The organism is Rhodococcoides fascians A25f (assembly GCF_000760935.2).
Lineage (GTDB): Bacteria > Actinomycetota > Actinomycetes > Mycobacteriales > Mycobacteriaceae > Rhodococcoides.
In genome coordinates this window covers 1203443-1229664 of sequence record NZ_CP049744.1, presented here as the reverse complement: position 1 = coordinate 1229664, position 26222 = coordinate 1203443, and the positions used below count along the sequence as shown (strand labels likewise).

Here is a 26222-nt window from a genome sequence, read left to right as displayed (position 1 = left end):
GCGATCGGTCGGACACCGTGTCGGCGGCGTTCTATAGGGTTCCTCTCCGTGCGCTTGGCTACCTGGAATGTGAACTCCGTCCGCTCTCGTCAGGATCGAATCGTCGATTGGTTGCAGCGATCCGATGTCGATGTACTCGCGATGCAGGAAACCAAGTGCAAGGACGCACAGTTTCCGTATCAGCGGTTCACCGATATCGGATACGAGGTGGCCCACGTCGGACTGAGTCAGTGGAACGGCGTCGCCATCGCGTCCCGAGTCGGTCTCGACGACGTGCAGATCGGGTTCGAGGATCAGCCCGGGTTCAGCAAGGATCCCGAGATCGATCCCGCGCAGGAAGCCCGCGCCATCGGAGCCACGTGTGACGGTGTGCGCGTCTGGAGCCTCTACGTGCCGAACGGCCGCGACCTCGCCGACCCGCACTACACCTACAAACTCGAATGGCTCGCCGCCCTGAAGGCCGACGCTCAGGCGTGGGTTGCGGCCGATCCGGAGGCCCAGATCGCGCTCGTGGGCGACTGGAACATCGCGCCCACCGACGACGACGTCTGGGATCCTGCGCTGTTCGAGGGCAAGACCCACACCTCCCAGGCCGAGCGTGATGCTTTTGCCGCATTCGCCGACGCCGGATTCACCGAGGTGACGCGGCAGTTCACTCCCGAGCCCGGAACGTATACCTACTGGGATTACACGCAGCTGCGGTTTCCCAAGAAGCAGGGCCTACGCATCGACATGGCGCTGACCTCGCCTGCGCTCTCGGCCCGGATCACCGGTGCCTCGATCGACCGCGAGGAACGCAAGGGCAAGGGAGCCAGCGATCACGCTCCGGTGATCATCGAGATCGGCTGAGCAGACCGGACCGAACCGCCTGCCACCGCTCGCGCGGCGATGATCGCCCCTACGGCGATCAGTAATCCGTGGGCGATCCGCAGGGCCGGCGGGGCGTAGAACTGCGGGAGAAACAGGATGAATCCGGCGGCCAACACCATCGCGTAGCGGTTCCGTAGAGCGAAGATCACCAGCCCGACAGCAATCGAGACGAGCCCGAGGCCGAACATCACAGACTGCACAGGCGAGTAGCGGATCGGATCGGCAAGATCGATCAGGCCCGGGTTGGAGTTCGCTACCGCGTCGACACCCAGAGCATGCAGGGCGAACCTCTCTGCGCCGTAGTACGGCAGAACGAGCCCGACGCCGATCCAGGTGGTGACCACTGCGGGATCGGACCGACTACCTCCGTAGAGCACGACCAGGCCGAGTGCAATGAAGCCGAGCATCGCGAAGGTGTGAGCCGGCACCCAGCTCGAGGATGCGAAGGCGTCCGCTCCTGCGCTCCCCACCTCGTCCGAGTAGGGCCGCAATGCGGGGTAGAGGGCGAACATGAGGCCGAGGAAGAGGTACATAGCTGCACGTATCGGGAGTACCAACCTTTCGAGAGCGGCGCTCTCTACAGGAATCAGTATTCACCCATGGTGCACTCCAGGCAAGAGCAGTGCTCTCTACTCGGCGATCAGGTCCAGAAATTCCTCGTGCTGCGCCAGATACCGTTGGACGTACGTGCAGATCGGAACGATGCGCCACTGACGATCACGCGCGGTGTTGAGCGAGGCGCGCACCAGCACACCGGCCCACCCACGATCGCCGAACTCCTCCTTGACGACGGTGTGCATGAGCGCCACGACGCAGCCTTCGCCCACCTCTCCGTCACCGAAGCGGTAGCCGAGAATGCCGACGAGCTCGTCGTCGACGAAAAGATCGAATCTGCTGTGATCGACGTCGTCCTCGATGCGGACGACGGGTCGCTCGACAGGTGTCGCCGGGACGGAGCGACGAGAAATGATGTGACTCATGTCACTTATGAGACCAGTGTTACTCGTGTGACGCGAGTCGAGTGCCTCGATCGTCGCCGAGTCGAGTCCTTAATGTGACCAGCCTTGATGTGACCAGCGAGAGACCGACCCGAGTAGTGGTCAGAGGGCGACGAGCATGTCGTTGTATTCCGGGTTCGCGGCGGCGAATCGCTGCACGTAGGTGCAGACCGGCCTGACCTTCCAACCGTAGGAACGTGCGCTGTCCAGCGCGCGCCGTACCAAGATTCCGGCCAAGCCCTGATGACCGAAGTCCTCGGTGACGACGGTGTGCATGAAGGACACGACGTGCGTGCGCGTTGCGCGCGTGCCGTTTCCCTCCACCTCGAAGAATCCGACGATCCCGACGAGATCGCCGTTCAATCGAAGCTCGAACCGGTTCTGATCCTTGTTGATCGAGACATCAGCGCTAGGAGAACTCGCAAGCATGGGACGCCTCCTTCGCTGTGTATGGGGTGGTGAACGAGTGAATCGAATGTGACGTGCACCACTATTAAACATGCGTGCGGTGGCTCTGTCACCTTTTCTACCAACAAACCTTCGGATGCGTAGGTTTGTCCGTCCATCCCGACTCGAATGCTGGTATCGGTCATAAGCTGCCCTGTTCGACGTTGTGATACAACAACATTCGAAGCCACGTCGCGTTTTCACCGAATATTCACAGGTTCGGATTCGGCCGCCGAGACGGTCGCCTCCGCCCCGCCGGTACTGTCGTCTCTCGTGAAGTTCCTACCGCTCACGCCCAACGGCGAGACTCCCGTCCGCGCGCTGACGATCGCCGGAACCGACTCCGGCGGCGGGGCCGGAATCCAGGCGGACAGCCGCACGATGGCCATGTTGGGCGTCCATGCGTGCGTTGCCGTCGCCGCGGTGACGGTCCAGAACACCGTCGGTGTGACGGGCTTCCACGAGATCCCGCCCGAGATAGTCGCGGCCCAGGTTCGCTCGGTGGTCTCGGACATCGGCGTCGGCGCAGCGAAGACCGGGATGTTGGCGTCCACCGCCATCATCGAAGCGGTCACCGCCGTGTGCACCGAGGTGGGCATCGGCCGCGACCGGCCGGTACCCCTGGTCGTCGATCCGGTGTGCGCATCGATGCACGGCGATCCGCTACTGCACGCCGAAGCGCTCGACGCCATCCGCCACACCCTGTTTCCCATCGCCTCGCTGGTGACCCCCAACCTCGACGAGGTCCGGTTGATCACCGGCATCGAGGTGGTCGACGACGCGTCCGCGCACCGCGCCGCGGAAGCCCTGCACGGCTTGGGCGCGCAGTGGGCACTGGTCAAGGGCGGTCATCTGCGCACATCCACCCACAGCACAGACCTGCTGTTCGACGGCGACACGTTCCTCGAATTCACCAGTGACCGCATCGACACCGGCAACGATCACGGCGGCGGCGACACCCTCGCTGCCTCGATCGCGTCGGCACTGGCACACGGATACTCGATGCCCGACGCGGTGGCCTTCGGTAAGGAGTGGGTCACCCGTTGCCTGGCCGCGTCCTACGACCTGGGTGCGGGCCACGGCCCGGTGTCACCGCTGTGGCGACTGCACGAGTCGGAGGATGCGTAGGTCGTCGGGCGCGCCCTTGATCTTCGGAGCGAAGAAGCTGCGGCGATAGGGCTTGGCCACCACGTGTAGGGCGTCGAGCACCTCCGGCGGGACCGCCTCCAGGGCCGCGGCGGAGATCATGACGTTGCCGTTTCCGCCGGTCTGCATCACGCGGGCGGCGACGGTGACGTCGACACCGAGCCAGTCCGATCCCACCTGACGCGGGCTGCCGGTGTGGATACCGACGCGCATCGTCGGGGTGTGTCCGTCGACATTCACGGCGCCGAGGGCATCCCGTGCTGCGAACACGGCCTCGACGGCTTTGTCCGCATCGGAGAACACGGCCATGATGCCGTCGCCGAGCCTTTTGACGACGTGACCGCCGCGGAACGCGACCTCGGGTTCGACGGCTTTCGAGACTTTGCGAAGCAAAGTCAGCGTGGCGGTATCGCCCGCACGAAGCGACCACGACGAGAATCCGACGAGGTCGGTGAAGACGATCGTGACGTCCGATTCGCCGCGGCCGCGGCCGGCCCGCTCGAGGATCGCCTGCCACACCTGCAGGGCACCGAGGCCGACTTCACGGGATGCACCCGGTTCGTCGTCGAGTCCGTTGGCGGCCAGAAACCGATCCGCAACGCGGGCGACGGCCAATGCTCGTCCCGGGCCGTCGATGGACATCGGATCGCCGAACGTGGGATCGCCGGGTAGTGCTCGCCGCACACGTCGAACCGCCCCGACCACCGTGGGCGCTCGATTGGTGGTGCGGACCCACTCCACCACCGAGGAGACGACTGCGTTCACAGCATCGAGCGTAACCCACGGTTACACATACTTAGCCTCACCCTTCGGCGCGTGCAGCCTCGCGCGCAGCACCGACCGGAACTCCGTTGGGGCCCTCCACAGACTGCGCGTAGACGCCGATTCCGTAGGCGACGGCGGCACCGTTCTTCGCCAGTGCGGCGCGGTCGACGTTCGCCAGGGTGTCCTGATCGGTGTGGTAATTCTCGTCGAAGGTCTGATCGGCAGTGCCGCCCCACTTTGCAGCCTGCTCGGCCGTCTTGTTCTCGTCCGCGCCGCTGAAGACGCCGCCCGCCGGAATGCCGACCTCGATGAACGGGCCGTAGTCGGATCGACCGTCGAAATCGGTGCCGTCCGCGGCGACGCCGTCGGCGGCCAGCCGCTCGACGAAGGTGCGCTCGATGGCGTCGGATCCGGCCGGTCCCGCAGGCTCACCGACCTTGTCGGAGTCGTCGCCGTCGTACGCGAGGTAGCCGGCGTTGTGCGAGCCGATCATGTCGAAGTTCAAGTACAGGGCGATGTTTCGCTTGTCGTCGTCGGACAGGCCCTCGACGTACTTGGTGGAACCGACGAGCCCGTCCTCCTCGGCACCCCAGAACGCGAAGCGCACCGCGTTGGTCACCTCGGGCGCACTACCCATCTGCAGGGCCGTCTCGAGTACTGCCGATGTGCCGGTGCCGTTGTCGTTGATGCCGGGGCCCTCGGGCACGCTGTCGAGGTGAGCACCCGCCACCACAACGTTCTCGGTAGAGCCCGTGGTGGTCTGGGCGATGATGTTGCGGCTCGTGGTCGTGTCGGTCGTCGTGACGAGGGTCAACGTGACCTCGGGTGCCGCGAGGACCGCTGCGCCGTCTTCCTGGCTGACGCCGCCGGTCGGGATCTTTGCGGTCTCGGGATCGCCGAGTGTCCCCGAATCCAGCGGTCCCGGTTCGTTGTTGACGATGATCGTGGCTGCCGCACCCAGTTCGGCGGCGACGGTCTGCTTCGCACCGAACGGGCACACGCCGCGCGGCACGACGGCGACCGCACCGGCGAGATCGAGGCCGGCGTAATCCGCTGCCTCGCATCCGTCTGCACCGGCGGGAGCCCCGACGACGCGCGCGGTGATGCCCTCGGCGGGTGTGGTCGGTGAATAGCTGAGCGCGAACACCGGAATCTCGGTGCCCTCGAGCGACAGGGTCTGGGTCTGCGCCTCGAAGGTCTCGAACTCGAACTCCGGAGTGGTGACTTCGAAACCGGCCGATTCGAGTTGCGAGACAACGTAATCGACACTCGCGTCGTATCCGGCGGTACCGGCGGCACGGTTTCCGTCATGTGCGGCGGCGATCGTTTCCAATTCCTGGAGGTGCCCGACGAGGGCGTCCTCGGTGACCGCGGCCGACAGGCCCGGCCCGTCGGGTGTCGCGAAAACTCTGGCCGGTTCCTCGTCCGAGGTGGACGAGCAACCGGCCAGAATCAACACAGTGACGGCGCTACCTGCAAGCAAGGAAATCCGCATAGCGGACACCCTACCCAGACAAATCGCAGGGTGTCAGGCGTCCCGACGATTGACCACGAACACTGCTGCGCCGAAGATCACCGCAGTGAAGACGACGAAGTAGATCAGACTGCCTACCGGACCCCAATGGAAGTCGATGCCCGCCGAGCCGCCCAGGAAATGGTCGGCGTTCTTGAAGGGCAGGAACGGCTGAATCTTCTCGCCGACCTTCGGGATGACTCCGACGAGGCTCTCGATCAGCAACGGCCACAACAGTAGGACGGCGATGGCACCGGCGGACTGCCGGATGAGCGCACCCACCGCGACAGCGAGAACGATCTGCACGAACGCCAGGACGGCAGTGCCGTAGATGACTCGCCAGGTGCCGTCGACGTCGAAGCTCAAGAGCGCGCCCGCTTCTTCACCCGCGATCGATTTCGCCAGGAAGAATGCACCGAACGCCAGGATCAACGATAGAACCGCGCCGTACACGCCGACGATCAGCGCCTTGGCACCGAGCACCGAGGCCCGGTTGGTGACTGCCTGAAATGTGGTCCGGATCAGGCCGAAGCGGTATTCGCTGGTGACGGTAAGTGCCGCCAGGATCATCAGCACCATGATCCCCAGCCCTCCTACACCGCTGCCGACGACGTCGTATGCGGTGGTCGGCGGAAGCCCCTCCGGAGCATCCGGGCCGATGGCCGTCTTTGCGGCCCAACCGAGGATGGCTCCGAACCCGAGGCCGAATACCACGACGATCGCGCTGCACCACCACGGCGATTTGGTCGAGGTGAACTTGATTCTTTCTGCTGCCAAGACGCCCATCAGAGTGACCCGCCCATCGCTTGCTGAGTGTTCTGGTCTTCGGCGCCCGCGCCGTGGTACTGCACAGTGTCTCCGGTGAGTTTCATGAATGCTTCCTCGAGTGAGCCTCGCTGAGAGGCCAACTCGTGCAGGGTGATTCCGGCGCGGCCGGCGATATCGCCGATCGTGTCGGTCGTGGAGTTCAGCACCACGAGCGAGGGCTGAAGCTCATCGGTCTTGTCCGGCTCGCGCACGGTGAGACCGGCGGTGGTCAGGGCCTGCCGGAGGCCGTCGAGCTGTGGGCTGCGCACGCGCACCGATGCCTCGGACGCGTGGTCGATGAATTCCTGCACCGAGGAATCCGAGATCAGCTTGCCGCGTCCGATGACGATGAGGTGCTCTGCAGTCTGGGCCATCTCCGAGAGCAGGTGGCTCGAGACCAGCACCGTGCGGCCCTCGGCTGCCAAGCGCTGCATGAACTTTCGGATCCAGACGATGCCCTCGGGGTCGAGGCCGTTGACCGGCTCGTCGAACAGCAACACTTTGGGATCGCCCAGCAGAGCGCCCGCGAGACCGAGCCGCTGCGACATGCCGAGCGAGAAGCCGCCCGCATTCTTCTTCGCGACCTCGGACAGTCCCACCAGACGCAGCACCTCTTCGACGCGCGACTTGGGGATGCCGTTGGACGCGGCCATCCACTCGAGATGAGCACGTGCCGAACGATTGGGGTGCACCCACTTGGCGTCGAGCAGAGCGCCGACGGTACGCAGTGGCTGCTTCAGGTGGCTGTAGCTCTTGCCCTCGATGGTCGCCGAGCCCGAGGTGGGTCGGTCGAGCCCGAGGATCATCCGCATGGTGGTCGACTTGCCTGCGCCGTTGGGGCCGAGGAAGCCGGTCACGATGCCGGGTTTGATGGTGAAGGTGAGGTTGTCGACCGCCGTCACCGCGCCGTATTGCTTGGTCAATCCTGTCACTTCGATCATGGGGTCAACCTTCCCCGATCGAACGCGTCCGCACATCGACCTACAGTCGCCGATTGCATCATCCTTTCGGATGACACACACCCTGAGACAGTCGGTCACATGGGCGGCGAGCAATTACATCGGCACCCGTGGCCGACCAGGCGCAGCCGCAAACGCGCGCGCGTTTGCCAGATGCGAGCGGAACAGTTCTCGTATTCGCCACTGTTCTGCGCGCGTTTCACAAATGCGCGCGCGTTTGCCGGATGCGAGCACCCTGGAAGGTGCCGGGCCGCCGACGCAACCGCTCACATCGGCGAGCTGGCCTGCGCCCAGAATCGTTTCGGGATGCGTCCCGCATGTCGGGCCTGGTAGCCAGCCGCTACTGCATGTCTCATCGCCGACGCCATCAGGGCGGGATCCTTCGCCCGGGTCACCGCGGTCGCGAGCAGCACCGCGTCGCAGCCGAGTTCCATCGCGAGGGTGGCGTCGCTGGCGGTACCGATTCCGGCGTCGAGGATCACCGGCACCGTTGCAGCGTCGACGATCATTTCGATGTTGTGCGGGTTGGCGATGCCGAGACCGGTGCCGATGGGCGAGCCGAGCGGCATGACGGCCACGCAGCCGATGTCCTCGAGCCGCTTGGCCAGAACCGGGTCGTCGGTGGTGTACGGCAGCACCTGGAAGCCGTCGTCGACGAGTTGCTCTGCGGCTTTGACCAATTCGATGGCGTCGGGCAGCAGGGTTCGCTCGTCGGCGATCACTTCGAGTTTCACCCAGTCGGTCTCGAGCGCCTCACGACCCAGCTGCGCGGTGAGCACTGCCTCGGCCGATCCTCGGCATCCTGCGGTGTTCGGCAGCGGCGCGATGTTCAACCGGCGCAGCAGATCCAGCACTCCCGTCCCACCCGCGGCGTCGACGCGACGCATCGCAACAGTGGTCAGTTCGGTTCCGGACGCGACGAGCGCCTCCTCGAGTACCGCGAGATTGGCCGCTCCCCCGGTGCCGGTGATGAGCCTGGAAGTGAAGGTGCGGTCCGCAATAGTCAGACCCGTCATGCCCTCAACCACCCTGAACTGCCGTGAGAACGTCGATGTTCCAACCCTTTTGGACGTCGGTGGTGTCCCACCGGCTCTTGGGCAGCACGGAACCGTCGACGGCGACGGCGATGCCCTTCTCCGGCATTCCAAGCTTGTCGAGGAGTCGAGTCATGGTCATGTCCTCGGTGAGCAGGTGATCCTCGCCGTTGACGGTGATGCCGATGGCAACCTGTGTCATGGTGTCCTTTCGATCTGCGGGCTGAGAATGTGCGAGAAGCGTTCAGGACTGGCGGCTTTCGCCTCGGAGATCTCTTCGCCGGAGACAAGTGCGGCTACCGCGTCGGCGGTGATGGGGGCGAGCAGGATGCCGTTTCTGCCGTGGCCGGTGGCGACGATCACCTGGGGAGACAGCCTGCCGATGATGGGTAGTCCGTCCGGGCTCATGGGCCGCAGTCCGGCAGCTGTTTCGTACAGCTCGTATTCGCCGATACTCGGCATGAGCCGTTCGGCGTCGGCTATCAGGTCTCGTACCCCGGCGACGGTGACCTGGGCGTCCTGACCGGATTCGTATTGTGTTGCGCCGACGACCAATCCGTCCCCCCGTGGCACCAGGTAGATCGGTCTGCCGTGCACGGTTCCGCGAATTGTGCGGTGCGGCGGGGGCGCGGCGCTCGGTCGACGACGCAGCCGCAGGATTTCGCCCTTGACCGGCCGGACGGGCAGCGTGGGCCACAGCGCGGCCGACTGTGCCCCGGCGGCCAGCACCACCTGATCGGCGTCGGGGATGGTCTCCACCGGGGCGGCCACGAACTCCACTCCCGCATCCAGGCATCCCTGCTCGAGCGCGGCAACCAGCGCTCGATTGTCGACGGACAGCTCGGTCGGTGCCAGCAGGCCGAGCCGAATATTCTGTGCCAGAGCAGGTTCGAGCTCACGCAGCTGTGCGCGGCCGAGGATCTCCAGTTCGTGTCCTTGCTCGCCCACCCACTCGGCAACGGTCCGCAGATCGGCGGCATCGGCGGAGTCGAGGGCAACCGTCACCGATCCGGACGCGGAGAACACCGACGGGCCGGGCAGGCGCTCGGCGAAGTCCGGCCACCGCGCCAGCGAGGCAGCACCGAGATGCAGGAGTTCGTGTTCGCCCGGCCACCCCTCGGACAGCGGGGCCAGCATGCCGCCGGCCACCCAGGACGCGCCCTTACCCAGAGCTGGATCGTGCACGACCACTCGGTGACCGTCCTGGCTCAGGCGCAGCGCCGTCGACAGCCCGATGACGCCTCCGCCGATAACGACGATGTGCACGCGATTCACGTCCTCACTCCCTGCGCCCGCATGATCGGGTTCAGGTATTGACGGTAAGGGCGGCGAACCCACTCTCAGCCCCACGATCCTCGGGACTCCCGCGATATCTCGGCCACTCCGTCGTCGGTGGCGGCCACCATGAGAATACAGTTCGCTTTGTGCATCCATCTCAGACCGCCCGCAATCAGACTCCCCGTGAGCGTCTTGCGTCCGCTCGCCTGTACCTGTGTACCGATGCCAGGCGCGACAAGGGCGATCTCGCGCAGTTCGCCGAGGCCGCGCTGTCCGGTGGCGTCGACATCATTCAGCTGCGCGACAAGAACTCGGCCGGTGAGCGCCAGTTCGGGCCGCTCGAGGCCAAGGACGAGCTGGCTGCGCTGGCGATTCTGCTCGGCGCGACCAAGCGGCACGGTGCACTGCTGGCGGTCAACGACCGCGCGGACCTGGCGCTGGCCTCCGGCGCGGACGTGCTGCATCTCGGTCAGGGCGATCTGCCGGTGCACTACGCCCGCCAGATCCTCGGTCCGGACGTGGTGATCGGCCGCTCGACGCAGAACCGCGCCCAGTCCTCGCTCGCCGCGATCGAGGACGGCGTCGACTACTTCGCCGTCGGGCCGGTCTGGCCGACGCCCACCAAGCCCAACAGATCTGCCGCTGGGCTCGAGACTCTGCGGGCCACCGCGGACTCACTGCCGGAGCGGCCGTGGTTCGCCATCGGCGGCGTCGACGCCACCAACGTGGATCAGGTGAGGGCAGCCGGTGCCGATCGCATCGTGGTGGTCCGCGCCATCACCGAGGCCCGGGACCCGCAGGCAGCCGCCCGCGCGCTGGTCGAGGCTCTGCAGGCCTAGCCGGGGCACACTGGACGGAGTGTTCTCCTCCCTCGCCCCGGCCCGTCGCCGGTTCGTCCTCGCTCTCCTCGTCCTGGTTGCAGTCGGGGTCGTCGTCGTTGCAGCGGTTGTTGCGTCGGCACTCCGTACCGATGACCCCGTCGCGAGCGTCGACCAGTCGGTGCCCGGCCCGGTGCTGCTGGTCCCCGGTTTCGGCGGTTCCACCGATGCGCTCGACGTGCTCGCGGCCGCGCTGCGGGAAGACGGTCGCGACGCCACCGTGGTGGCCCTACCGGACGGTGGCGTGGGTGATCTGACCGTGCAGGCGGGCACCTTGCGGGACGCCGCCGACGCAGCTCTGACTCGAACGGGAGCGACGTCTGTCGACGTCGTCGGGTATTCCGCAGGCGGTGTGGTGGCCCGGATCTGGGCCGCCGACCTGGGCGGTAGCGAGCAAGCCCGGCGCATCGTGACTCTCGGCTCCCCGCACCACGGCACCCAGGTGGCGGGGCTGGCGGCCCAGGTCCTGCCCGACCGATGCCCGACGGCCTGCCAGCAGCTCGCCCCGGACAGCTCCGTGCTCGCCGCCCTGAACTCCGGCGACGAGACCCCGGAGGGGCCGCAGTGGGTGTCGATCTGGACCGACGTGGATCAGGTCGTGACCCCGCCGAACTCGGCCGAACTCGACGGAGCGATCGACATCCCCGTCCAGAGCGTGTGTGCGGATTCCACCGTCGATCACGGGAACCTGCCCCGCGATCCTCTCGTCGCCGCGATGGTCTCCGCCCAGTTGGACGGCGGCTCCACCACCCAGCTCGGCGCAGCTGATTGCAGCCGTCTCAGCTGGTGATGTCCTTGGTCGTGAAGTTCGCCCATGCTGCGCCGAGAAGCACGACGACGTAGACGCCCTGCAGACCGACGCCGCGAACCAGGTCCCGCGTCGGCACCGGGTCGCGGAAGAGGTCGACGAAAGCCAGCCAATATCGCGTCGGCAGGTACGGCGCGATGGCGTCGGCCGCGTCCAGGGTCAGCAGCAACGAGCTGGCGATGAGGAAGGCCAACGCGCCCAGCGTCGCGGCGAGCGGGGAGTCGGTCAGGGTCGAGAGGAACAGGCCCATGGCGGCGACTCCGAGCATCGACAGCGTCACGTAGAGCACGGCGATGACGGTGCGCACGGCGACCTGTTCATCGGTGAGCACCGTGCCGGACACGCTGGAGACGCCGGCCAACGACGTGGTGTCGAACAGCGTCGTACCGACGAAGTACGCGACAGCGGCCACGATGACCACGGCCAGCAGCACGAAGGCAGCCACCGAGATCAGCTTCGCCACCAGTAGCTTGGTCCGTCCCACCGGGCGGGCGAGCAAGTAGCGCAGGGTGCCGGCCTGAGCCTCCCCGGCTACGGCATCGCCGGCGATGACCGATACCGCGACGGGCAGGAACAGTGGAAGCACGATGGCGAGCGCGGCGAGCGGGAAGAGCTGACCGTTGGTGAGCACCGCCGACAGGAAGGCGGGGCCTTCGCCGGGCCGCGGACCGACGTCGGTGAGGGCCAGCAGACCCGCGACGACGGTGGGCAGCAGATTGAGCAGGAGAATGACGACCCACGTGCGGGGTCGGCTCAGCATTGCGCGCAGTTCGACGCCGATCATGCGGTCACCTCCGTCCGGGTGGAGCGGACGGGGCCGTCGACGCGGTCGGCGCTGGTGCCGGTGACGGCCAGAACGGACTGCTCCAGACTCATCTGTTGCGGGCTCAACTCGTTCACCCGGACCCCGCCTTCGACGAGCAGTCGATTGAGCAGGGCCGAATCCGGGTGTTCGATCACGAGCTGCTGCCCTTCACGGTGGAGCAGGGTGGCGTTCTGGACTCCGGAGAGCACGGTGACGGCCTCGGCCGGGTCCGGGGTGCTCACGAGCACTCGGCCGGTGGGCTGTTGGAACGCGGAGAGCTGATCCTGCAGGACGAGGCGACCCCGATCGAGCACTCCCACTCGGTCGCACAGTTGCTCCACCTCGGCCAGCAGGTGGCTCGAGAGGAACACCGTGGTGCCCTTCGCATGCAGCTCGAGGAGCAACTCGCGAATCTCCAGGATTCCCTGTGGGTCGAGACCGTTGGTCGGCTCGTCGAGGATCAGCAGCTCGGGGGTGCGCATGAGCGCCGCGGCCAAGCCGAGGCGCTGCCGCATGCCGAGCGAGTACTGCTTGACCGGTCTGCGTCCCACGCCGGCGAGGCCCACCTGCTCGAGGGCTTCGCCGACGCGGGCGTTTCTGGTTCGCCGTGACCGGCCCGGCCCGGCCGCGTCGAGCAGCGTGAGATTGCGGCGTCCGGAGAGGTTGGGGTAGGCGGCTGGGTTCTCGATCAGTGCCCCCACCCGCGGCAGCACGCTCCTGCGTCGCCGCGGCATCTCCTCGCCGAGCACCTGCATCTGCCCGGAGGTCGCCAGGACCAGCCCGAGCAGCATCCGCACGGTCGTCGTCTTGCCGGAGCCGTTGGCACCGACGAAGCCGTAGATGTCGCCGGCGCGCACGTCGAGGTCGACGCCGTCGACTGCCCGCACCGATCCGTAGCTCTTGGTCAGGCCGGTCGTGCGGATCATGTGGCTGCTCCTTCGAGCTGCTGGGCGGCGGTGGCCAGGGTTTCTGCGGTGACGGTGCCGGAGAGCAGGTACCGACGACGGTCAGCGGTGGGCTCGGTGATCAGGACGTTGAGCGGGCCGATCGTCAGAGCGACGCTGCTGCCGCTGACGACCGCGCCCGGCGCGGCCCGCAGCTGATCGAGGAGCCCGCGCGCGGCGCGACGCGGTAGCGGAGCGGCGATCAACTCCGTCACGCCTCGGCCGTAGATTCCCACCGCACCCTCGCTGCCGCGGTCCCTCAGATCCAGTCCCGACAGAGTCGAAGGGAGACGAGCAGAGTCGATCCCGTCGGCGAACGAGGCGATGTCGAGACCGTCCTGCTGCTGCACATCGGTACCCGGCGGCGGGACGAAACGGACGGTGTCGGCGTCGGGGGTCGCGGAGGAGAAGTCGAGGAACGCGGTGCTGACGATGGGGCGAGCGACCCCGTCGCCCAGCACGTCGACCTGTAGTGGAAGCCCGCTGTCGGGGTCGGCCCACACGTCGACCTCGGTGATCGTGCTCTGAGGTTCGCTGGGGATCAGCCGCAGGCCGGGGGCGTCGCGGCCGGCAATCCGACGAGTCGGCAGCCGAGTGACCTCGTCGGCGGTCGCCTCGCTGAGCAACCGCTGCCCGAGCTCCGGGGGTAGCAGGTCGGCTTGGCGAGGCAGGCGCAGACTCGGCTCGGGGACGGGGGTCACCACGGCCGTGTTCTGTTCGTAGTCCCAGCTCCACAGCCGAGCCGGGCTCCGGTAGAGACCGCGCTCTCCGGCGAGGCGCACGGTGTCGACGCGCCAGCTGTCCGGGGCGCGATACCAAGCGCGCAAGGTCGTGGTGTCGCCCAGCAGGTCCGGAAGTCCGCCGAGTCCGTCGGTGACCGGCAAAGTGACACCGCCGACCGCCTGGGCATAGCCCGAATACGGGGTCGCGGTGGAGGACTGGACGCGGGAGAGCAGTTCGGCCGCATCGATGTCCGACGCGTCGACGGGCCAGCGCTCGATCACCGAGGGCGTGGCGACGAGCACGGCGATGCCGAGCACCACCGCCAGCCACCGCCACTTTTTGTGCACTCCATCGACCGTACGGACGTACCCGGTGTGCTGCATGTGAGCAGAACCGACCGCGGTCGAACGCCAGGTTCTCTACAACCAGCCGAGGACTGTCGACGGCGTCAACACCTGCACCGAGTCGGGCAGTCGGTCGCGCAGTCCGCGGTCGGCGGTGACCAGCGCCGTCAGATCTCCGTCGAGACGGGCCTGATCGGCCAAGGTGTCGTCGCCGCTGCCGTTCGCGAGAATCGTCCTGGTGCGCGGGTCGTTCACCACCGCGCCGCGGGCCTCACCTTCGAGGACGGCCTCGATTCTGGTGAGCCACCCGTACTGGCCGCCGGGCAGTTCGACGGTGCGTGGCAGCGTCTCGGCGAGCGAGGTGAGCAGTGCGCCGGTCGATCCGGCGCGGTCCTTCCACCAGCCGTTCGGTCGTGAACCGAGCACGTTGGCGGTGTCCAGTAATATCCGCAGCGGCACGGTGCGCAGCGCCGACCAGCTCGATGCGAACCCCGGGTGCAACGGGAGGTCGGCGACGATCGATTCCGGCACCCAGCGCAGTTCGGTGCTCTCACCGTTGGGCACGGTGGTCAGTGGATGATCGGTATCGGCAACGACGGTGGTGTACGACCAGCCGCTAGCGACACTCGCAGTGACCCGTTCGCTCCGAACGCACAGCTGCTCGGCAGCGATACCGGCTTCCTCGTGAGCCTCGCGTACGGCCGCGTGCTCGGTGCTCTCGTGAGAGTCACGGGCCCCGCCGGGCAGCGCCCACGTTCCGCCCTGGTGGCTCCACAGTGCGCGGTGCTGCAACAGTACGAGTGGTTCGCCGGTGTTCGACGGTGCGCGGAGCAACAGTCCGGCGGCTCCGTGCTTTCCCCAGTGCCGAGAACCGTCGGCACCGATCACCCACCCGTCCCCGTCACCTCGCATGCTCACCACCCTAGGGGAATCGTCCGCGTGTAGTGACTGTGCTGTAGTGGCTGCAGTACGGTCCGCCTGCTTATATGCTCGGTGACGTGATCGCGGCCGGCATTACCCCCTCCGCTGCCGTGCCTCCGACAACGGCCACTCCCGTCGGTACCGTTGCCGGCAAGCCACCGGTTCGCTACACGATGCGTTCGACGCCTGCGCGGTTGGTCGCGATGGGAACCGCGCTGGTGGTGTTGGCGTTGACGGTCGGAAATCTGGCGTCGACGGCCGTCACCGAGCGGGTGGACACCTTGGGCACACTGCTGGTGCGGACCGAGCCGTTCGCGAACTCGGCGCAGAATCTGTACGGGGCACTGTCGGTGGCCGATTCCGCTGCCGCAACCGCATTCATCGCCGGCGGTCTCGAACCGGCGGAGGTACGCGAACGCTACTCGCAGGCACTCGGCGAGGCGTCGTCCGAACTGATCGCAGCGTCGGCCGGAGTGACCGAGAACGACGAGGCCACCAGTGCGGTGCTGACGCAGATCGCCGCCGGACTACCGGTGTACAGCGGTCTGGTCGAGACGGCCAGGGCCAACAACCGGAGCGGGAACCCGGTGGGGGCGGCGTATCTCGGTGAGGCCTCGACCATGATGCAGACAAGTCTGCTGCCGCTGGCCGAAAAGTTGTACACCGAGCAGGCATCACGGGTGTCGGCCGATCAGGAACGGTTCACCAGCCCGCCGTTCTTCGCGATCGGGTCGGTGGTGTTCCTGCTGATGATGACCGGCCTGGCGCAGTGGTACCTCTCGCGAACGACGCGTCGAACGTTGAACATCGGATTCCTCGGTGCCACAGCCGCTGTCGTCGGCCTGCTCGGCTGGATGCTGGTGGTGGGCCTGATCTCCTCGATCGCTACCGACCGCGCGCTCGATCGCGGCGTCGCGCCGCTGAAGTCGTACACGACGGGTTTCATCATGGCCCAACAGGCCAGAGCGGACGAGACCCTCGATCTCGCACGCCGCGGCGGCAGTCAGGATTACGGACAATCGTTCGACGCCAACGTCTCTCGAATGTCGGAGATGTTCCAGGGTGATACCGCGGTGATCGACGCGTTGAACACGTGGTCCGGCTCGCATGCGCGCATCGATTCCGCGCTCGAGGTCGGCGACTTCAACGGCGCGGTCGCCATCGCCACCGGAACCTCGGAATCCGATTCGGCCGCCGCCTTCACTGCACTGGACAGTGTTCTGGTCGACGGAATAGAGAACGCGCGAGCCGAACTACGGTCCAACATCGACCGCTCGGTCGGTGTGTTGTCCGGCTTGTCCAACGGCGCGTACGTGCTCACCGTCGTCGCCTCGGTGGCGTTCGGTGTCGGCCTGTTCCCGAGGCTGCGTGAGTACCTGTGAAACGTCTGCTCGCCGTCGGCCTCCTGACCACCGCACTGCTGGTCGGCTGCACCCCGCCGGAAAGCTTTGCGCCACAAGTCGATACGACGTTCTCCGAACCGCCGCTACCGGACGGGGCATCCGTGGCCGCCCGGCCGACCGAGACTCCGGCCGACGACGAGTGCGCCCGCCCCACCGCCAGCCTGCGCCCACTCACGACCGGCACGGATGCTCCGCCGGTACCGCAACCGACCATCGACGCACTGCGCGCGAAGGGCCGCCTGGTAGTCGGACTCGACACGGGCAGCAACCTTTTCAGCTTCCGTGATCCGATGAGCGGGCAGCTGGTCGGGTTCGACGTCGACATCGCACGGGAGATCTCGCGGGACCTCTTCGGCGATCCGAATCGGTTGGACTTTCGCATTCTGACCTCGGCGCAACGGCTGGAGGCCCTGCAGGATTCATCGGTGGACATCGTGGTGAAGACCATGACCATCACGTGCGCTCGACGCAAGGACGTCCAGTTCTCCACCGTGTATTTCCAGGCGCAGCACCGGATTCTGGTGGTGCAGGGGTCGGGTATCCGCGGCGTCGGCGACCTGGCGGACAAGCGCGTGTGCGCCGTCGAGGGCACCACCTCACTGCGACGACTGCAGCGAGTGCAACCCGCAGCGACCGTGGTCACTGTGCCGATGTGGTCGGATTGCCTTGTGGTGCTGCAACAACGACAGGTCGACGCGATCAGCACCGACGACGCCATTCTCGCCGGTCTGGCTGCGCAGGACCCGTACCTCGAGATCGTCGGCGACAGCCTGAGCCCGGAGCCGTACGGAGTCGGGATCAACCGAGACAGCGAGGATCTGGTGCGGTTCGTCAACGGAACACTGGCGCGCATTCGCGCCGACGGAACCTGGAATCGCATCTACAACCGATGGCTGACGGTCCTCGGCCCCTCCCCCGGCCCGCCCACCGCGTCGTACAGCGACTAGGGGCATCATGGACGACGACGAACAGCAACCTACTGCCCCGGCGGACAAGACGCAGGCAGTCTTTCGGGCCGAGTCGGGAACCGACGGAATCGAACGCACCCAAGCAGTGTCGAGAAGCCCAGCAGTGTCGAAGAACCCAGCCGTGTCACGGGCACCGATCGACGATCGGACCGCACGGACGCCGGGACCCGTATCCCCGGACGCCGGCTCGACCGAACGCGGAACAGCGAAATCGGCTGCAACACGGGCCGCATCGACCCGTTCCAGGACGGGTAGGTCCAGATCCGGTCGATCGCGCAGCACCGGCCTTCGACGTCGGCTCGGCGGCGGGCTGGTCGACGTACCCCGGGTGGAGCCGGTCGATCCCGAAACTGCGGTGATGTCGGATCCGACGGTGCCGCAGCACAAGCGGTTCTGCTGGAAGTGCAACGCCAAGGTCGGCCGCACCGAGCCGGGCGAGCCCGACATCGCCAAGGGCGTGTGTCCGCACTGCGGTACGACCTTCGACTTCACGCCCCTGCTCGAACCGGGCGATCGAGTGGTCGGCCAGTACGACGTGCAGGGATGTATCGCGCACGGCGGACTCGGCTGGATCTATCTCGCCATCGACCGCAACGTCAGCGACCGCTGGGTGGTGCTCAAGGGACTACTGCACTTCGGCGACGAGGAAGCCCACGCGGTCGCGGTCGCAGAGCGTCAATTCTTGGCCGAGGTAGCGCATCCCGGCGTCGTCAAGATCTACAACTTCGTCGAGCAACCCCGCAGCGACGGGTCGACCGTCGGCTTCATCGTCATGGAGTACGTCGGTGGACGGTCGTTGCGCGACATCCTCGGTACGTGCGACGGCGGGAGGATGCCCGTCGAGCAGGCACTCGCCTACGTCCTGGAAGTGCTTCCGGCACTGGGCTACCTGCATTCGATCGGCCTGGTCTACAACGACCTCAAACCCGAGAACATCATGGTCTCCGACGACCAGATCAAACTCATCGACCTCGGCGCGGTCGCGGGTATCGAGGACTACGGCTACCTGTACGGCACGGTGGGCTACCAGGCACCGGAGATCGTCAAGACGGGACCGACGGTGGCGTCGGACATCTTCACGGTGGGCCGCACGCTCGCGGTACTGACGCTGGACATGCCCTCGAAGAACGGAAAGTATCTCGAGGGCCTGCCGTCGGTCGAAGACTCCGAAGTGCTGCAGCAATTTCCGTCACTGCACCGACTGCTGCTGCGCGCGACGCACGAGAACCCCGCTCGACGGTTTCGATCAGCGGACGAATTCGCCGGGCAAGCGACCGGGGTTCTACGCGAGATTCTGGCCATCCGAACGGGCGTCGAGCGCCCCGGACTGTCCACGGTGTTCAGCCCGCCCCGTACCACCTTCGGAACCGAGCAGTCGGTGGGCCGTACCGATACCTATGTGGACGGCACGGTGCGCCACGAACGCATGACCGCAGCCGAAGTTGTTGCGGCGCTCCCCGTTCCACTGGTGGACCCCAATGATCCGAGCGCGCCCTTGCTCGCGGCGGCCGTACACGTCGAACCTCGCCAGACCCTGGACTCACTGCAGCACGCCAAACGCAACGGCATCGAACGTGTCACTGCAGGCGCGGACAAGCCCAAGGACTCCACGACTTCCTCGTCTCCTGTCGACCTGGGGGTCGAGATCACCCTCGCCGAGGTCAAAGCCAATCTGGATCTCGGAAACGTCGTCGAGGCCACCGAGATTCTGACCAAGGTGCAGTCCGAGGACCACGCCGCCGATCCGTGGCGGGTGCAGTGGTACGCGGGCCTGATCGCCCTGCTCCATCACGAATACGAGTCTGCGTTCACCAGTTTCGACAACGTACTCGGGGCGATGCCCGGAGAGCTGGCCCCCAAGCTCGCCCTCGGTGCCACCTCGGAATTGCTCGGTCACGTCGCCGCGGGCAAAGCCGACGAAGCCGAGAAATGGCGGGCCCGAGCCGAGGGCCTCTATCGAGCTGTGTGGCGTACCAACCGCGGCATCGTGAGCTCGGCGTTCGGCTTGGCCCGACAGTTGCAGCGGCGCGGCGATCAGACCGGGGCCATCGCCGCTCTCGACCAGGTGCCGATCAGTTCACGGCACTACTCGATGGCGCGCATGACCAGTGTGTTGACGCTGCTGATGGATCGCTCGCGAGCCGAACTGTCCGAGGCCGACTTCCGTTCCGCCGCCCGCCGAGTTGCGTTGCTACCCAAGGCGGAGAGCCGGGCACTGCAGATGCGGACGCTGGTGCTCGCGATGGCGCTGGACTGGATCGTCTCCGGCCACGCCGCCACGGCCGAACGGGAGCCGATTCTCAGCGTCCCGTTCACCGAGGACGGATTGCGGCGTGGCACCGAGAAGGGGCTACGGGCGTTGGCCCGCAACGCCACCGATCGCGCGCATCGCTTCTCACTGGTGGACCTGGCGAACGCTATCCGGCCCCGTTCTCTGTTCTAGTCGCCGTCACGAACCAGATCGTCCGTCGCCCGAGCGATCGCCAACTCCTCGTTGGTCGGCACCACCAACACGGTCACGGTCGACGAATCGGTCGAGATGACCCGAGCCTGCTTGCTGCGCACTGCATTACGATCCGGGTCGATCTCGATGCCGAATCCCTCGAGGTTCGCCAGCGCGTCGGCACGCACGGCGGCCGCGTTCTCGCCGACACCCGCGGTGAACGTGATGACGTCGAGCCGGCCGAGTCCGAGCATGTACGCGCCGATGTACTTGCGCAGGCGATGGATGTAGACGTCGTACGCCAGCCGCGCGGAGGCGTCGCCGTCGTCGATCCGTTGTTGCAGTTGCCGGAAGTCGTTGACCCCGGACAATCCGATCAACCCGGAACGACGGTTGAGCAACGCATCGATGTCGTCGACACTCATGCCTGCGCTGCGGCGCAGATGCATGATGACGCCGGGGTCGATGTCGCCGCTGCGAGTACCCATGACGAGTCCCTCGAGCGGGGTCAGGCCCATCGAGGTGTCGACTGCCTTGCCCCCGGAGACCGCCGATGCCGAGGCTCCGTTGCCCAGGTGCAGGACGATCTGGTTCAGGTCTGCGAGATCGCGTCCCAAGAACTGCGCCACCTGGCCGGAGACGTAGTGGTGCGAGGTGCCGTGAAAGCCGTAGCGCCTGATGTCGTGCTCGGCGGCGACGGTCGCGTCGATGGCATAGGTCGCGGCTGCGTCGGGCAGCGAATGAAAGAAGGCCGTGTCGAACACCGCCACGTGCGGAACGTCCGGAAGCTGCTTCCTGGCGACCTCGATGCCCAGTACGTTCGGCGGATTGTGAAGCGGTGCAAGGCTACTCAGGTCCGATATCTGCTGTACAACGGCGTCGTCGATGATCGTCGGACGGTAGAACACCGTTCCTCCGTGGACGACTCGGTGCCCGACGGCGGTGACGTCTGAGCCCAGTTCGATTCCGGCATCCGCGAGCATCTCGAACGCCAGCGCCAGACCGGCACCGTGATCCTCGATGTGCTGGGTACGCTCGACGCTCTCGCCACGATGGTCGAGTTCGACGCGGCCGTCGGATTCACCGATGCGCTCGACGAGCCCACTGGCCACGGACTCGCCGGAGCCGGGGTCCACCAGTTGGAACTTGACCGACGACGAGCCGGAGTTGACGACGAGGATACTCACGATTCGCTGTTCTCCTTGGCTGCGTCGGCAATACCCTGCGCCTGAATAGCCGTGATGGCAACGGTATTGACGATGTCCTCGACGAGTGCGCCGCGGGACAGATCGTTGACGGGTTTGCGCAGGCCCTGCAGAACCGGTCCGACGGCAACGGCACCGGCGCTGCGCTGGACGGCCTTGTACGTGTTGTTACCGGTGTTGAGATCCGGGAAGATGAACACCGTCGCTCGGCCGGCCACCTCGGAGTCGGGCAGCTTCGACGCGGCGACGGACGGCTCGATGGCCGCGTCGTACTGGATCGGACCTTCCACGAGTAGTTCCGGATTCCGTTCGCGCACAATCGCAGTGGCCTGCCGAACCTTGTCCACATCGGCCCCGGAACCGGATTCTCCGGTGGAGTAGGACAGCATGGCCACCCGCGGCTCGATGCCGAACTGGGCCGCCGTCTGCGCCGAGGACACGGCGATGTCGGCGAGCTGCTCGGCTGTCGGGTCGGGTACGACGGCGCAGTCGCCGTAGGCGAGTACGCGATCGGACAGGCACATGAGGAAGATCGACGACACCGTCGACACTCCCTCGGTGGTCTTGATGATCTCGAAGGACGGCTTGATGGTGTGCGCGGTGGTGTGCGCCGCGCCCGAGACCATGCCGTCGGCGATTCCCCTGTGCACCATCATCGTTCCGAAGTACGAGATGTCGGCCATGATCTCGCGGGCTCGCTCGATCGTCATGCCCTTGTGCTTGCGCAGTTCGGTGTATTCCGCCGCGAAGTCCTCGGTGTACTCGCAGTTGTTGGGATCGAGCACAGTGGCTTTGTCGAGGTCGACGCCCAGTTCCGACGCACGTCGCCGAACAGGGCCCTCTTCGCCGAGGATCGTGAGGTCCGCAACCTGACGCTGCAGCAGTCGGCCGGCAGCCCGAAGGATGCGATCGTCGCCGCCCTCGGGCAGGACGATGTGCTTGCGGTCGGCGCGGGCCCGGTGGATCAGCTGGTACTCGAACATCTGCGGAGTCGTGATGGTGGGGATGGCGATGTCGAGCCGTCCCAGAAGGGTTTTCGCGTCCACTCGCTGTTCCATCAACCCCAGTGCCGTGTCGACCTTGCGCTGCGATCCCACCGCGACACGGCCTCGGGTCTGCGCCGCGGCAGAGGCGGTGTCGAAGGTGCCGAGATCGGTGGTGAGGATCGGCAGCCGGGGGCCGAGTCCCGCCACCAGACGTGCGATGGCCGGATGGGGCTCGATGCCGCCGTTCATGATGATGCCGGCCAGCGACGGAAAGCCCTCGGCCTCATGGGCATTGACCAGTGCGAGCAGTACGTCCGATCGGTCCGCAGGCGCGATGACGACAACGCCTTCGGTGAGGCGCTCGAGGATGTGCTCGGCTGTCATGCCACCGACCATGACCCGCAACGCTTCTCGCTGCAGCAGCGACGAGTCACCACTGTAGAGAGTGCCGTCGACGGCGTCGAGCAGCTCGGCCATCGTCGGGGCCACGAGGAGGGGGATCTCCGGCAAGCTCCACGCAGGCACCCCGACCGACGCCAACGCATCGGTGACCGCATCGAGATCGTCGGGGGCACAGCGGTTTGCCACGATCGCGGCCAGATGAGCGTGATGTTGGCGTAGTTCGGCCTGGCACAGAGCGGCCAGCTGCGCGATCTCGTCGGGTGTGCGATCCGATCCACGCAGCGCTAGCAGCACCGGGGCACCGAGATTGACGGCGATCCGGGCATTGAAGCCGAGCTCACTCGGACTGCCGACATCGGTGTAGTCGCTGCCCACGATCACCACGGCGTCGCACTGAGCAGCAACCTCGTGATAGCGATTGACGATCTCGCTGAGCGCGGCATCCTGGTCGGTGTGCACCTGCTCGTACGTGACGCCGAGCGACTGCTCGTACGTCAGATCCGCGGTGGTGTGCTCGACGAGAAGTTCCAGAATGTAATCGGGTTCGTCGGTCGAGCGCGCGATGGGACGAAACACCCCCACCCGGGCGGCCGTCGCGGCGAGCATCTGCAGTACGCCCAACGCGATGGTGGACTTGCCGGAGTCACCTTCCGGTGACGCGACATAGATGCTGGAGGGATACATACCGGCCGTCTCGGCACTGGTGGGCTCAGCCATGATCGCTAGCCTAGTGGTTGCGGTGTTGACACCGAGGGCAGTCCGGTTGTCCTATGAACCATGGCCGATTCACCGTTCCCGGATGTGCGCTGGGGCAGCGAGACCTCGTTCATCCGCAAGCCCGCCGTGAAGTTCGCGTCGACGAAGCCCGGTTCGTGGGTCATCCGCAATCTCGCAGGCGTCGACCGATGGTTGCTGACCAAATCCGACGGTCGCTTCACCGTGCTCGGCCCGATCGCCGCTCCGGTGGTACTGCTGACCACGACCGGCCGCAAATCCGGCAAGCCGAGGACGAGCCCGCTGCTGTACTACCGGGAGGCCGACAAGATCTATGTCGTCGGATCCAATTTCGGTCAGCAACATCACCCGGCATGGACGTCCAACCTCCTCGCCGATCCGAAGGCCGTGGTGGCCATCGGCGGCAAGAAGATTCCGGTGACGGCCACCCGAATCACCGGCGACGCGAAGGCCCGCATCTACCGCCAGTTCGACGCGATGGTCGAGGTGTACGGCGAATACGAGACCAGGACCGACCGCGACATGCGACTGTTCGCACTCGCGGCCGATCTCGGGGCTCCTCGTAACTAGCCGAGCTTCCGCAGGCGCGGCGCGAGATCCTTCTCGAACAGTTCGAGGAACCGCTTCTGATCGTGACCCGGAGCGTGGAACACCAGGTGGTTCAGGCCGGCGTCGGTGTACTGCTTGACCTTCTCCACTGCCTCGTCCGGATCCGATGCCACGATCCACCGCTTGGCAACCTGCTCGATCGGCAGCTCGTCGGCGGCCTTCTCCATCTCGATCGGATCGTCGATCGAATGCTTCTGCTCGGGCGTCAGCGACAGCGGGGCCCAGAAGCGGCAATTCTCCAGCGCCAGTTCGGGATCGGTGTCGTAGCTGATCTTGATCTCGATCATCTTGTCGATCTCACCGGCGTCGCGCTCGGCCTTACCTGCGCCCTCTTCCACAGCCGGAAGGAGCTTGTCGGTGTAGAGCTCCATGCCCTTGCCCGAGGTGCAGATGAATCCGTCGCCCGCGCGTCCGGCGTACCGCGCCACGACGGGTCCGCCGGCCGCGATGTACACCGGGATGCCGCCCTCGGGGACGTCGTAGATCGACGCGCCCTTGGTCGTGTAGTACTCGCCCTCGAAATCGACGCGGTCGCCGAGCCACAGCTCGCGCATCAACCGCACGGACTCACGTAGGCGCGCGAATCGTTCCTTGAACTCCGGCCATTCGCCGGTGAATCCGGTAGCGATCTCGTTGAGCGCTTCGCCGGTACCGACACCGAGCATGATGCGCCCGGGGTACAGGCAGCCCATCGTCGCGAATGCCTGGGCGATGACCGACGGGTTATAACGGAACGTCGGGGTGAGCACCGAGGTACCGAGCTGGATCGTGTTGGTGCGCTCACCGACGGCAGTCATCCAGGCGAGCGAGAACGGTGCATGCCCGCCCTCGTGCCGCCACGGCTGGAAATGGTCGCTGACCGTCGCGGAGTCCATTCCGTGCTGCTCGGCGAGAACACCGAGCTCGACCAACTCACGCGGCCCGAACTGCTCCGCCGATGCCTTGTAACCGAGTTTGAGACCCTGCGCCACGCCGAACTCCTGTCGTTGGTCGTCCTAGTTCTTCGATTGTGCACCCGCAGTGATCCACCGAGTACTACTGGATCCCCAGAACTGTGACCACTGCAGCCAGCAAAGCCACCGCACCGATACCGATCGCGAAGATCCACAGGTCTCGAGACTCCGGCATCGGTGCACCGTTCTCGAGGGCATTGCGAACACGCATCCACCGCCGCAAGCCGATGATCGGTGCCGCGGCGGCGAGTCCGATCAGAATCAGACCGAGTGCCGTCCGCACCCATCCCGTACTGAAATCGGGAACGAGGTGAACGATCGCAATTCCGCCGGCCAGGAGCCCGAGCGAAGTCCGCAGCCACGCGAGAAAGGTGCGTTCGCTGGCGAGCGTGAACCGCTCGTCGGGGCGCGTCACTGCCGTGCGGCCATGCGCTCGCGAATCAGATGGGCAACGAGTTCAGGATCGTCGGGGGTGAAAACCGGCGAGATGCGGCGGATAGTCAGCACCACTGCAGTGTCCTTCTTGGGACGCATCACGTCCAGCGGAAGCCACTGATCGACCATCGCACTCGTCAGTCGGCATGCTCCGCGTTCAGTGCGGGCGTTCGGACCAATGTCAGATGGGAGGTCCGACGTAGCTCGAATCCGATGGACAGGTAGAGGTCGATGGCGCGCACGTTCGCAGCCGATGCATGCAGGAACGGCTCCTCTCCGCGGGCGCGGATACCGTGACCGACCGCGCGCACCAGGTCCGTGGCCAGACCCTGCCCTCGGAATGCCGGGTCGGTGCACACCGCGCTGATTTCCGTCCACCCGGGCGGGTGCATACGCTCGCCCGCCATCGCAATCAAAGCACCGTCGCGTCGAACACCGAGGTACGTGCCGAGCTCGATCGTCCGGGGCAGGAACGGTCCGGGCTCGGTGCGGCGAACCAGATCGAGCATCTCAGGGACGTCTGCTGCCGTGAGCTCGACGGCCTCAGTGAAGGGCCGCGTCTCGAGGTGCGTGCCGACGAGTTGCACCAAACCGAAGGTCTCCACGTGCGACCACCCCGCGGGCACTTCGCGTTCCGGTCCGTTCAGTGCCACCACGGTTCGCGGTCCGAACAGGGCAGCGATGTCGTCCCAGTCCTGCGGATCGAGAACGTCCGGGTGCACCAGGAACGGAGACACCTCGGGATCCGCCCGCATGACCCGCCCGCGCCGGACCGCAAAGCGAGAGAGTGCGCCGTCGAGAGAATTGCGAATGGGTTCGTCGAGAGGATGAGCGGACACGAAA

Annotated in this window: 28 protein-coding genes; 8 read left to right on the top strand and 20 right to left on the bottom strand. The window is 66.2% G+C overall.

The window, feature by feature from the left end:
- Positions 1-48: 48 nt before the first annotated feature.
- Entirely contained in the window at positions 49-849 is an 801-nt protein-coding gene (locus BH93_RS05860; RefSeq protein ID WP_052064877.1) for an exodeoxyribonuclease III, read from the top strand.
- On the opposite strand, the gene BH93_RS05855 is transcribed toward BH93_RS05860, so the two are convergent.
- The 3 genes from BH93_RS05855 to BH93_RS05845 form a co-directional block, all read right to left on the bottom strand.
- The gene (locus BH93_RS05855) at positions 819-1403 is read right to left on the bottom strand and encodes a hypothetical protein (RefSeq protein ID WP_155290873.1); all 585 of its coding nucleotides are present in this window, start codon (positions 1401-1403) and stop codon (positions 819-821) included. The genes BH93_RS05860 and BH93_RS05855 overlap by 31 nt on opposite strands.
- 96 nt (positions 1404-1499) lie before the next feature.
- Entirely contained in the window at positions 1500-1850 is a 351-nt protein-coding gene (locus BH93_RS05850; protein WP_037172002.1) for a GNAT family N-acetyltransferase, read from the bottom strand.
- Between the two features lie 120 nt (positions 1851-1970).
- Positions 1971-2297 carry a GNAT family N-acetyltransferase gene (locus tag BH93_RS05845; RefSeq protein WP_032380255.1) on the bottom strand — a complete coding sequence of 109 codons (327 nt, stop codon included), beginning with the start codon at positions 2295-2297 and terminating at the stop codon, positions 1971-1973.
- A 291-nt stretch (positions 2298-2588) separates the two neighbouring features.
- Between BH93_RS05845 and thiD the strand changes: the two genes are divergently transcribed.
- Complete coding sequence (thiD, locus tag BH93_RS05840; RefSeq protein WP_032380254.1) at positions 2589-3443, top strand: bifunctional hydroxymethylpyrimidine kinase/phosphomethylpyrimidine kinase; 855 nt, start codon at positions 2589-2591, stop codon at positions 3441-3443.
- Here the strand turns inward: thiD and BH93_RS05835 are convergent.
- The 7 genes from BH93_RS05835 to thiO all read right to left on the bottom strand — a co-directional run bounded on the left by BH93_RS05835 (position 3405) and on the right by thiO (position 9805).
- The gene (locus BH93_RS05835) at positions 3405-4226 is read right to left on the bottom strand and encodes an adenylate/guanylate cyclase domain-containing protein (RefSeq protein ID WP_037172004.1); all 822 of its coding nucleotides are present in this window, start codon (positions 4224-4226) and stop codon (positions 3405-3407) included. The genes thiD and BH93_RS05835 overlap by 39 nt on opposite strands.
- A gap of 37 nt (positions 4227-4263) precedes the next feature.
- The gene (locus BH93_RS05830; protein ID WP_037172005.1) at positions 4264-5721 is read right to left on the bottom strand and encodes a M28 family peptidase; all 1458 of its coding nucleotides are present in this window, start codon (positions 5719-5721) and stop codon (positions 4264-4266) included.
- Between the two features lie 33 nt (positions 5722-5754).
- Positions 5755-6525: an ABC transporter permease gene (locus BH93_RS05825; RefSeq protein ID WP_037172006.1), complete on the bottom strand. Its 771-nt coding sequence runs from the start codon at positions 6523-6525 to the stop codon at positions 5755-5757.
- On the bottom strand, positions 6525-7487 hold the full coding sequence (locus BH93_RS05820) for an ABC transporter ATP-binding protein (protein WP_032401761.1): 963 nt from the start codon (positions 7485-7487) through the stop codon (positions 6525-6527). The genes BH93_RS05825 and BH93_RS05820 overlap by 1 nt, the downstream gene beginning before the upstream one ends.
- Positions 7488-7771: 284 nt before the next feature.
- Positions 7772-8521, bottom strand: coding sequence for a thiazole synthase (locus BH93_RS05815; RefSeq protein WP_037148847.1), 750 nt, complete (start codon positions 8519-8521; stop codon positions 7772-7774).
- Positions 8522-8525: 4 nt separating this feature from the next.
- Positions 8526-8741 carry a sulfur carrier protein ThiS gene (gene thiS, locus BH93_RS05810; RefSeq protein ID WP_037172008.1) on the bottom strand — a complete coding sequence of 72 codons (216 nt, stop codon included), beginning with the start codon at positions 8739-8741 and terminating at the stop codon, positions 8526-8528.
- Complete coding sequence (gene thiO, locus BH93_RS05805; RefSeq protein ID WP_242459214.1) at positions 8738-9805, bottom strand: glycine oxidase ThiO; 1068 nt, start codon at positions 9803-9805, stop codon at positions 8738-8740. Before thiO ends, thiS begins: the two co-directional genes overlap by 4 nt.
- Positions 9806-9963: 158 nt before the next feature.
- Between thiO and thiE the strand changes: the two genes are divergently transcribed.
- Together thiE and BH93_RS05795 are read left to right on the top strand one after the other, a co-directional pair.
- Entirely contained in the window at positions 9964-10656 is a 693-nt protein-coding gene (gene thiE, locus BH93_RS05800; protein WP_037172010.1) for a thiamine phosphate synthase, read from the top strand.
- Positions 10657-10675: 19 nt separating this feature from the next.
- Positions 10676-11485 (top strand): lipase family alpha/beta hydrolase, encoded by an 810-nt coding sequence (locus tag BH93_RS05795; RefSeq protein WP_052064878.1) that lies wholly within the window; start codon positions 10676-10678, stop codon positions 11483-11485.
- Here the strand turns inward: BH93_RS05795 and BH93_RS05790 are convergent.
- The 4 genes from BH93_RS05790 to BH93_RS05775 all read right to left on the bottom strand — a co-directional run bounded on the left by BH93_RS05790 (position 11475) and on the right by BH93_RS05775 (position 15231).
- On the bottom strand, positions 11475-12287 hold the full coding sequence (locus BH93_RS05790) for an ABC transporter permease (protein ID WP_037172012.1): 813 nt from the start codon (positions 12285-12287) through the stop codon (positions 11475-11477). The two genes, BH93_RS05795 and BH93_RS05790, sit on opposite strands and share 11 nt — an antisense overlap.
- Positions 12284-13234 (bottom strand): ABC transporter ATP-binding protein, encoded by a 951-nt coding sequence (locus BH93_RS05785; protein ID WP_037172013.1) that lies wholly within the window; start codon positions 13232-13234, stop codon positions 12284-12286. The genes BH93_RS05790 and BH93_RS05785 overlap by 4 nt, the downstream gene beginning before the upstream one ends.
- Complete coding sequence (locus BH93_RS05780; RefSeq protein ID WP_155290874.1) at positions 13231-14322, bottom strand: LolA family protein; 1092 nt, start codon at positions 14320-14322, stop codon at positions 13231-13233. The genes BH93_RS05785 and BH93_RS05780 overlap by 4 nt, the downstream gene beginning before the upstream one ends.
- Positions 14323-14394: 72 nt before the next feature.
- On the bottom strand, positions 14395-15231 hold the full coding sequence (locus tag BH93_RS05775; protein ID WP_037172015.1) for an NUDIX hydrolase: 837 nt from the start codon (positions 15229-15231) through the stop codon (positions 14395-14397).
- A gap of 86 nt (positions 15232-15317) precedes the next feature.
- On the opposite strand from BH93_RS05775, the gene BH93_RS05770 reads away from it, so the two are divergent.
- The 3 genes from BH93_RS05770 to BH93_RS05760 are packed head-to-tail and all read left to right on the top strand — an operon-like array spanning position 15318 to position 20054.
- A complete protein-coding gene (locus BH93_RS05770; RefSeq protein ID WP_242459131.1) occupies positions 15318-16622 on the top strand; it encodes a hypothetical protein in 1305 nt (434 codons plus the stop codon).
- Positions 16619-17590, top strand: coding sequence for a glutamate ABC transporter substrate-binding protein (locus tag BH93_RS05765; RefSeq protein ID WP_032380241.1), 972 nt, complete (start codon positions 16619-16621; stop codon positions 17588-17590). Before BH93_RS05770 ends, BH93_RS05765 begins: the two co-directional genes overlap by 4 nt.
- A 7-nt stretch (positions 17591-17597) precedes the next feature.
- Positions 17598-20054 (top strand): serine/threonine-protein kinase, encoded by a 2457-nt coding sequence (locus tag BH93_RS05760; protein WP_197914557.1) that lies wholly within the window; start codon positions 17598-17600, stop codon positions 20052-20054.
- Here the strand turns inward: BH93_RS05760 and BH93_RS05755 are convergent.
- On the bottom strand, positions 20051-21241 hold the full coding sequence (locus tag BH93_RS05755) for an acetate kinase (protein ID WP_037172020.1): 1191 nt from the start codon (positions 21239-21241) through the stop codon (positions 20051-20053). The genes BH93_RS05760 and BH93_RS05755 overlap by 4 nt on opposite strands.
- The gene (pta, locus tag BH93_RS05750; protein WP_037172021.1) at positions 21238-23364 is read right to left on the bottom strand and encodes a phosphate acetyltransferase; all 2127 of its coding nucleotides are present in this window, start codon (positions 23362-23364) and stop codon (positions 21238-21240) included. The genes BH93_RS05755 and pta overlap by 4 nt, the downstream gene beginning before the upstream one ends.
- Before the next feature lie 60 nt (positions 23365-23424).
- Here pta and BH93_RS05745 point away from each other — a divergent pair, with 60 nt between their 5' ends.
- Positions 23425-23952 (top strand): nitroreductase/quinone reductase family protein, encoded by a 528-nt coding sequence (locus tag BH93_RS05745; protein ID WP_037172023.1) that lies wholly within the window; start codon positions 23425-23427, stop codon positions 23950-23952.
- Here the strand turns inward: BH93_RS05745 and fgd are convergent.
- The 4 genes from fgd to BH93_RS05725 form a co-directional block, all read right to left on the bottom strand.
- Positions 23949-24962 carry a glucose-6-phosphate dehydrogenase (coenzyme-F420) gene (gene fgd, locus BH93_RS05740; protein ID WP_032401751.1) on the bottom strand — a complete coding sequence of 338 codons (1014 nt, stop codon included), beginning with the start codon at positions 24960-24962 and terminating at the stop codon, positions 23949-23951. The two genes, BH93_RS05745 and fgd, sit on opposite strands and share 4 nt — an antisense overlap.
- Positions 24963-25026: 64 nt before the next feature.
- Complete coding sequence (locus BH93_RS05735; protein ID WP_037172025.1) at positions 25027-25359, bottom strand: YidH family protein; 333 nt, start codon at positions 25357-25359, stop codon at positions 25027-25029.
- Entirely contained in the window at positions 25356-25508 is a 153-nt protein-coding gene (locus tag BH93_RS05730) for a hypothetical protein (RefSeq protein ID WP_155290875.1), read from the bottom strand. Before BH93_RS05730 ends, BH93_RS05735 begins: the two co-directional genes overlap by 4 nt.
- Before the next feature lie 8 nt (positions 25509-25516).
- Entirely contained in the window at positions 25517-26218 is a 702-nt protein-coding gene (locus BH93_RS05725; protein WP_155290876.1) for a GNAT family N-acetyltransferase, read from the bottom strand.
- Between the last annotated feature and the right edge of the window lie 4 nt (positions 26219-26222).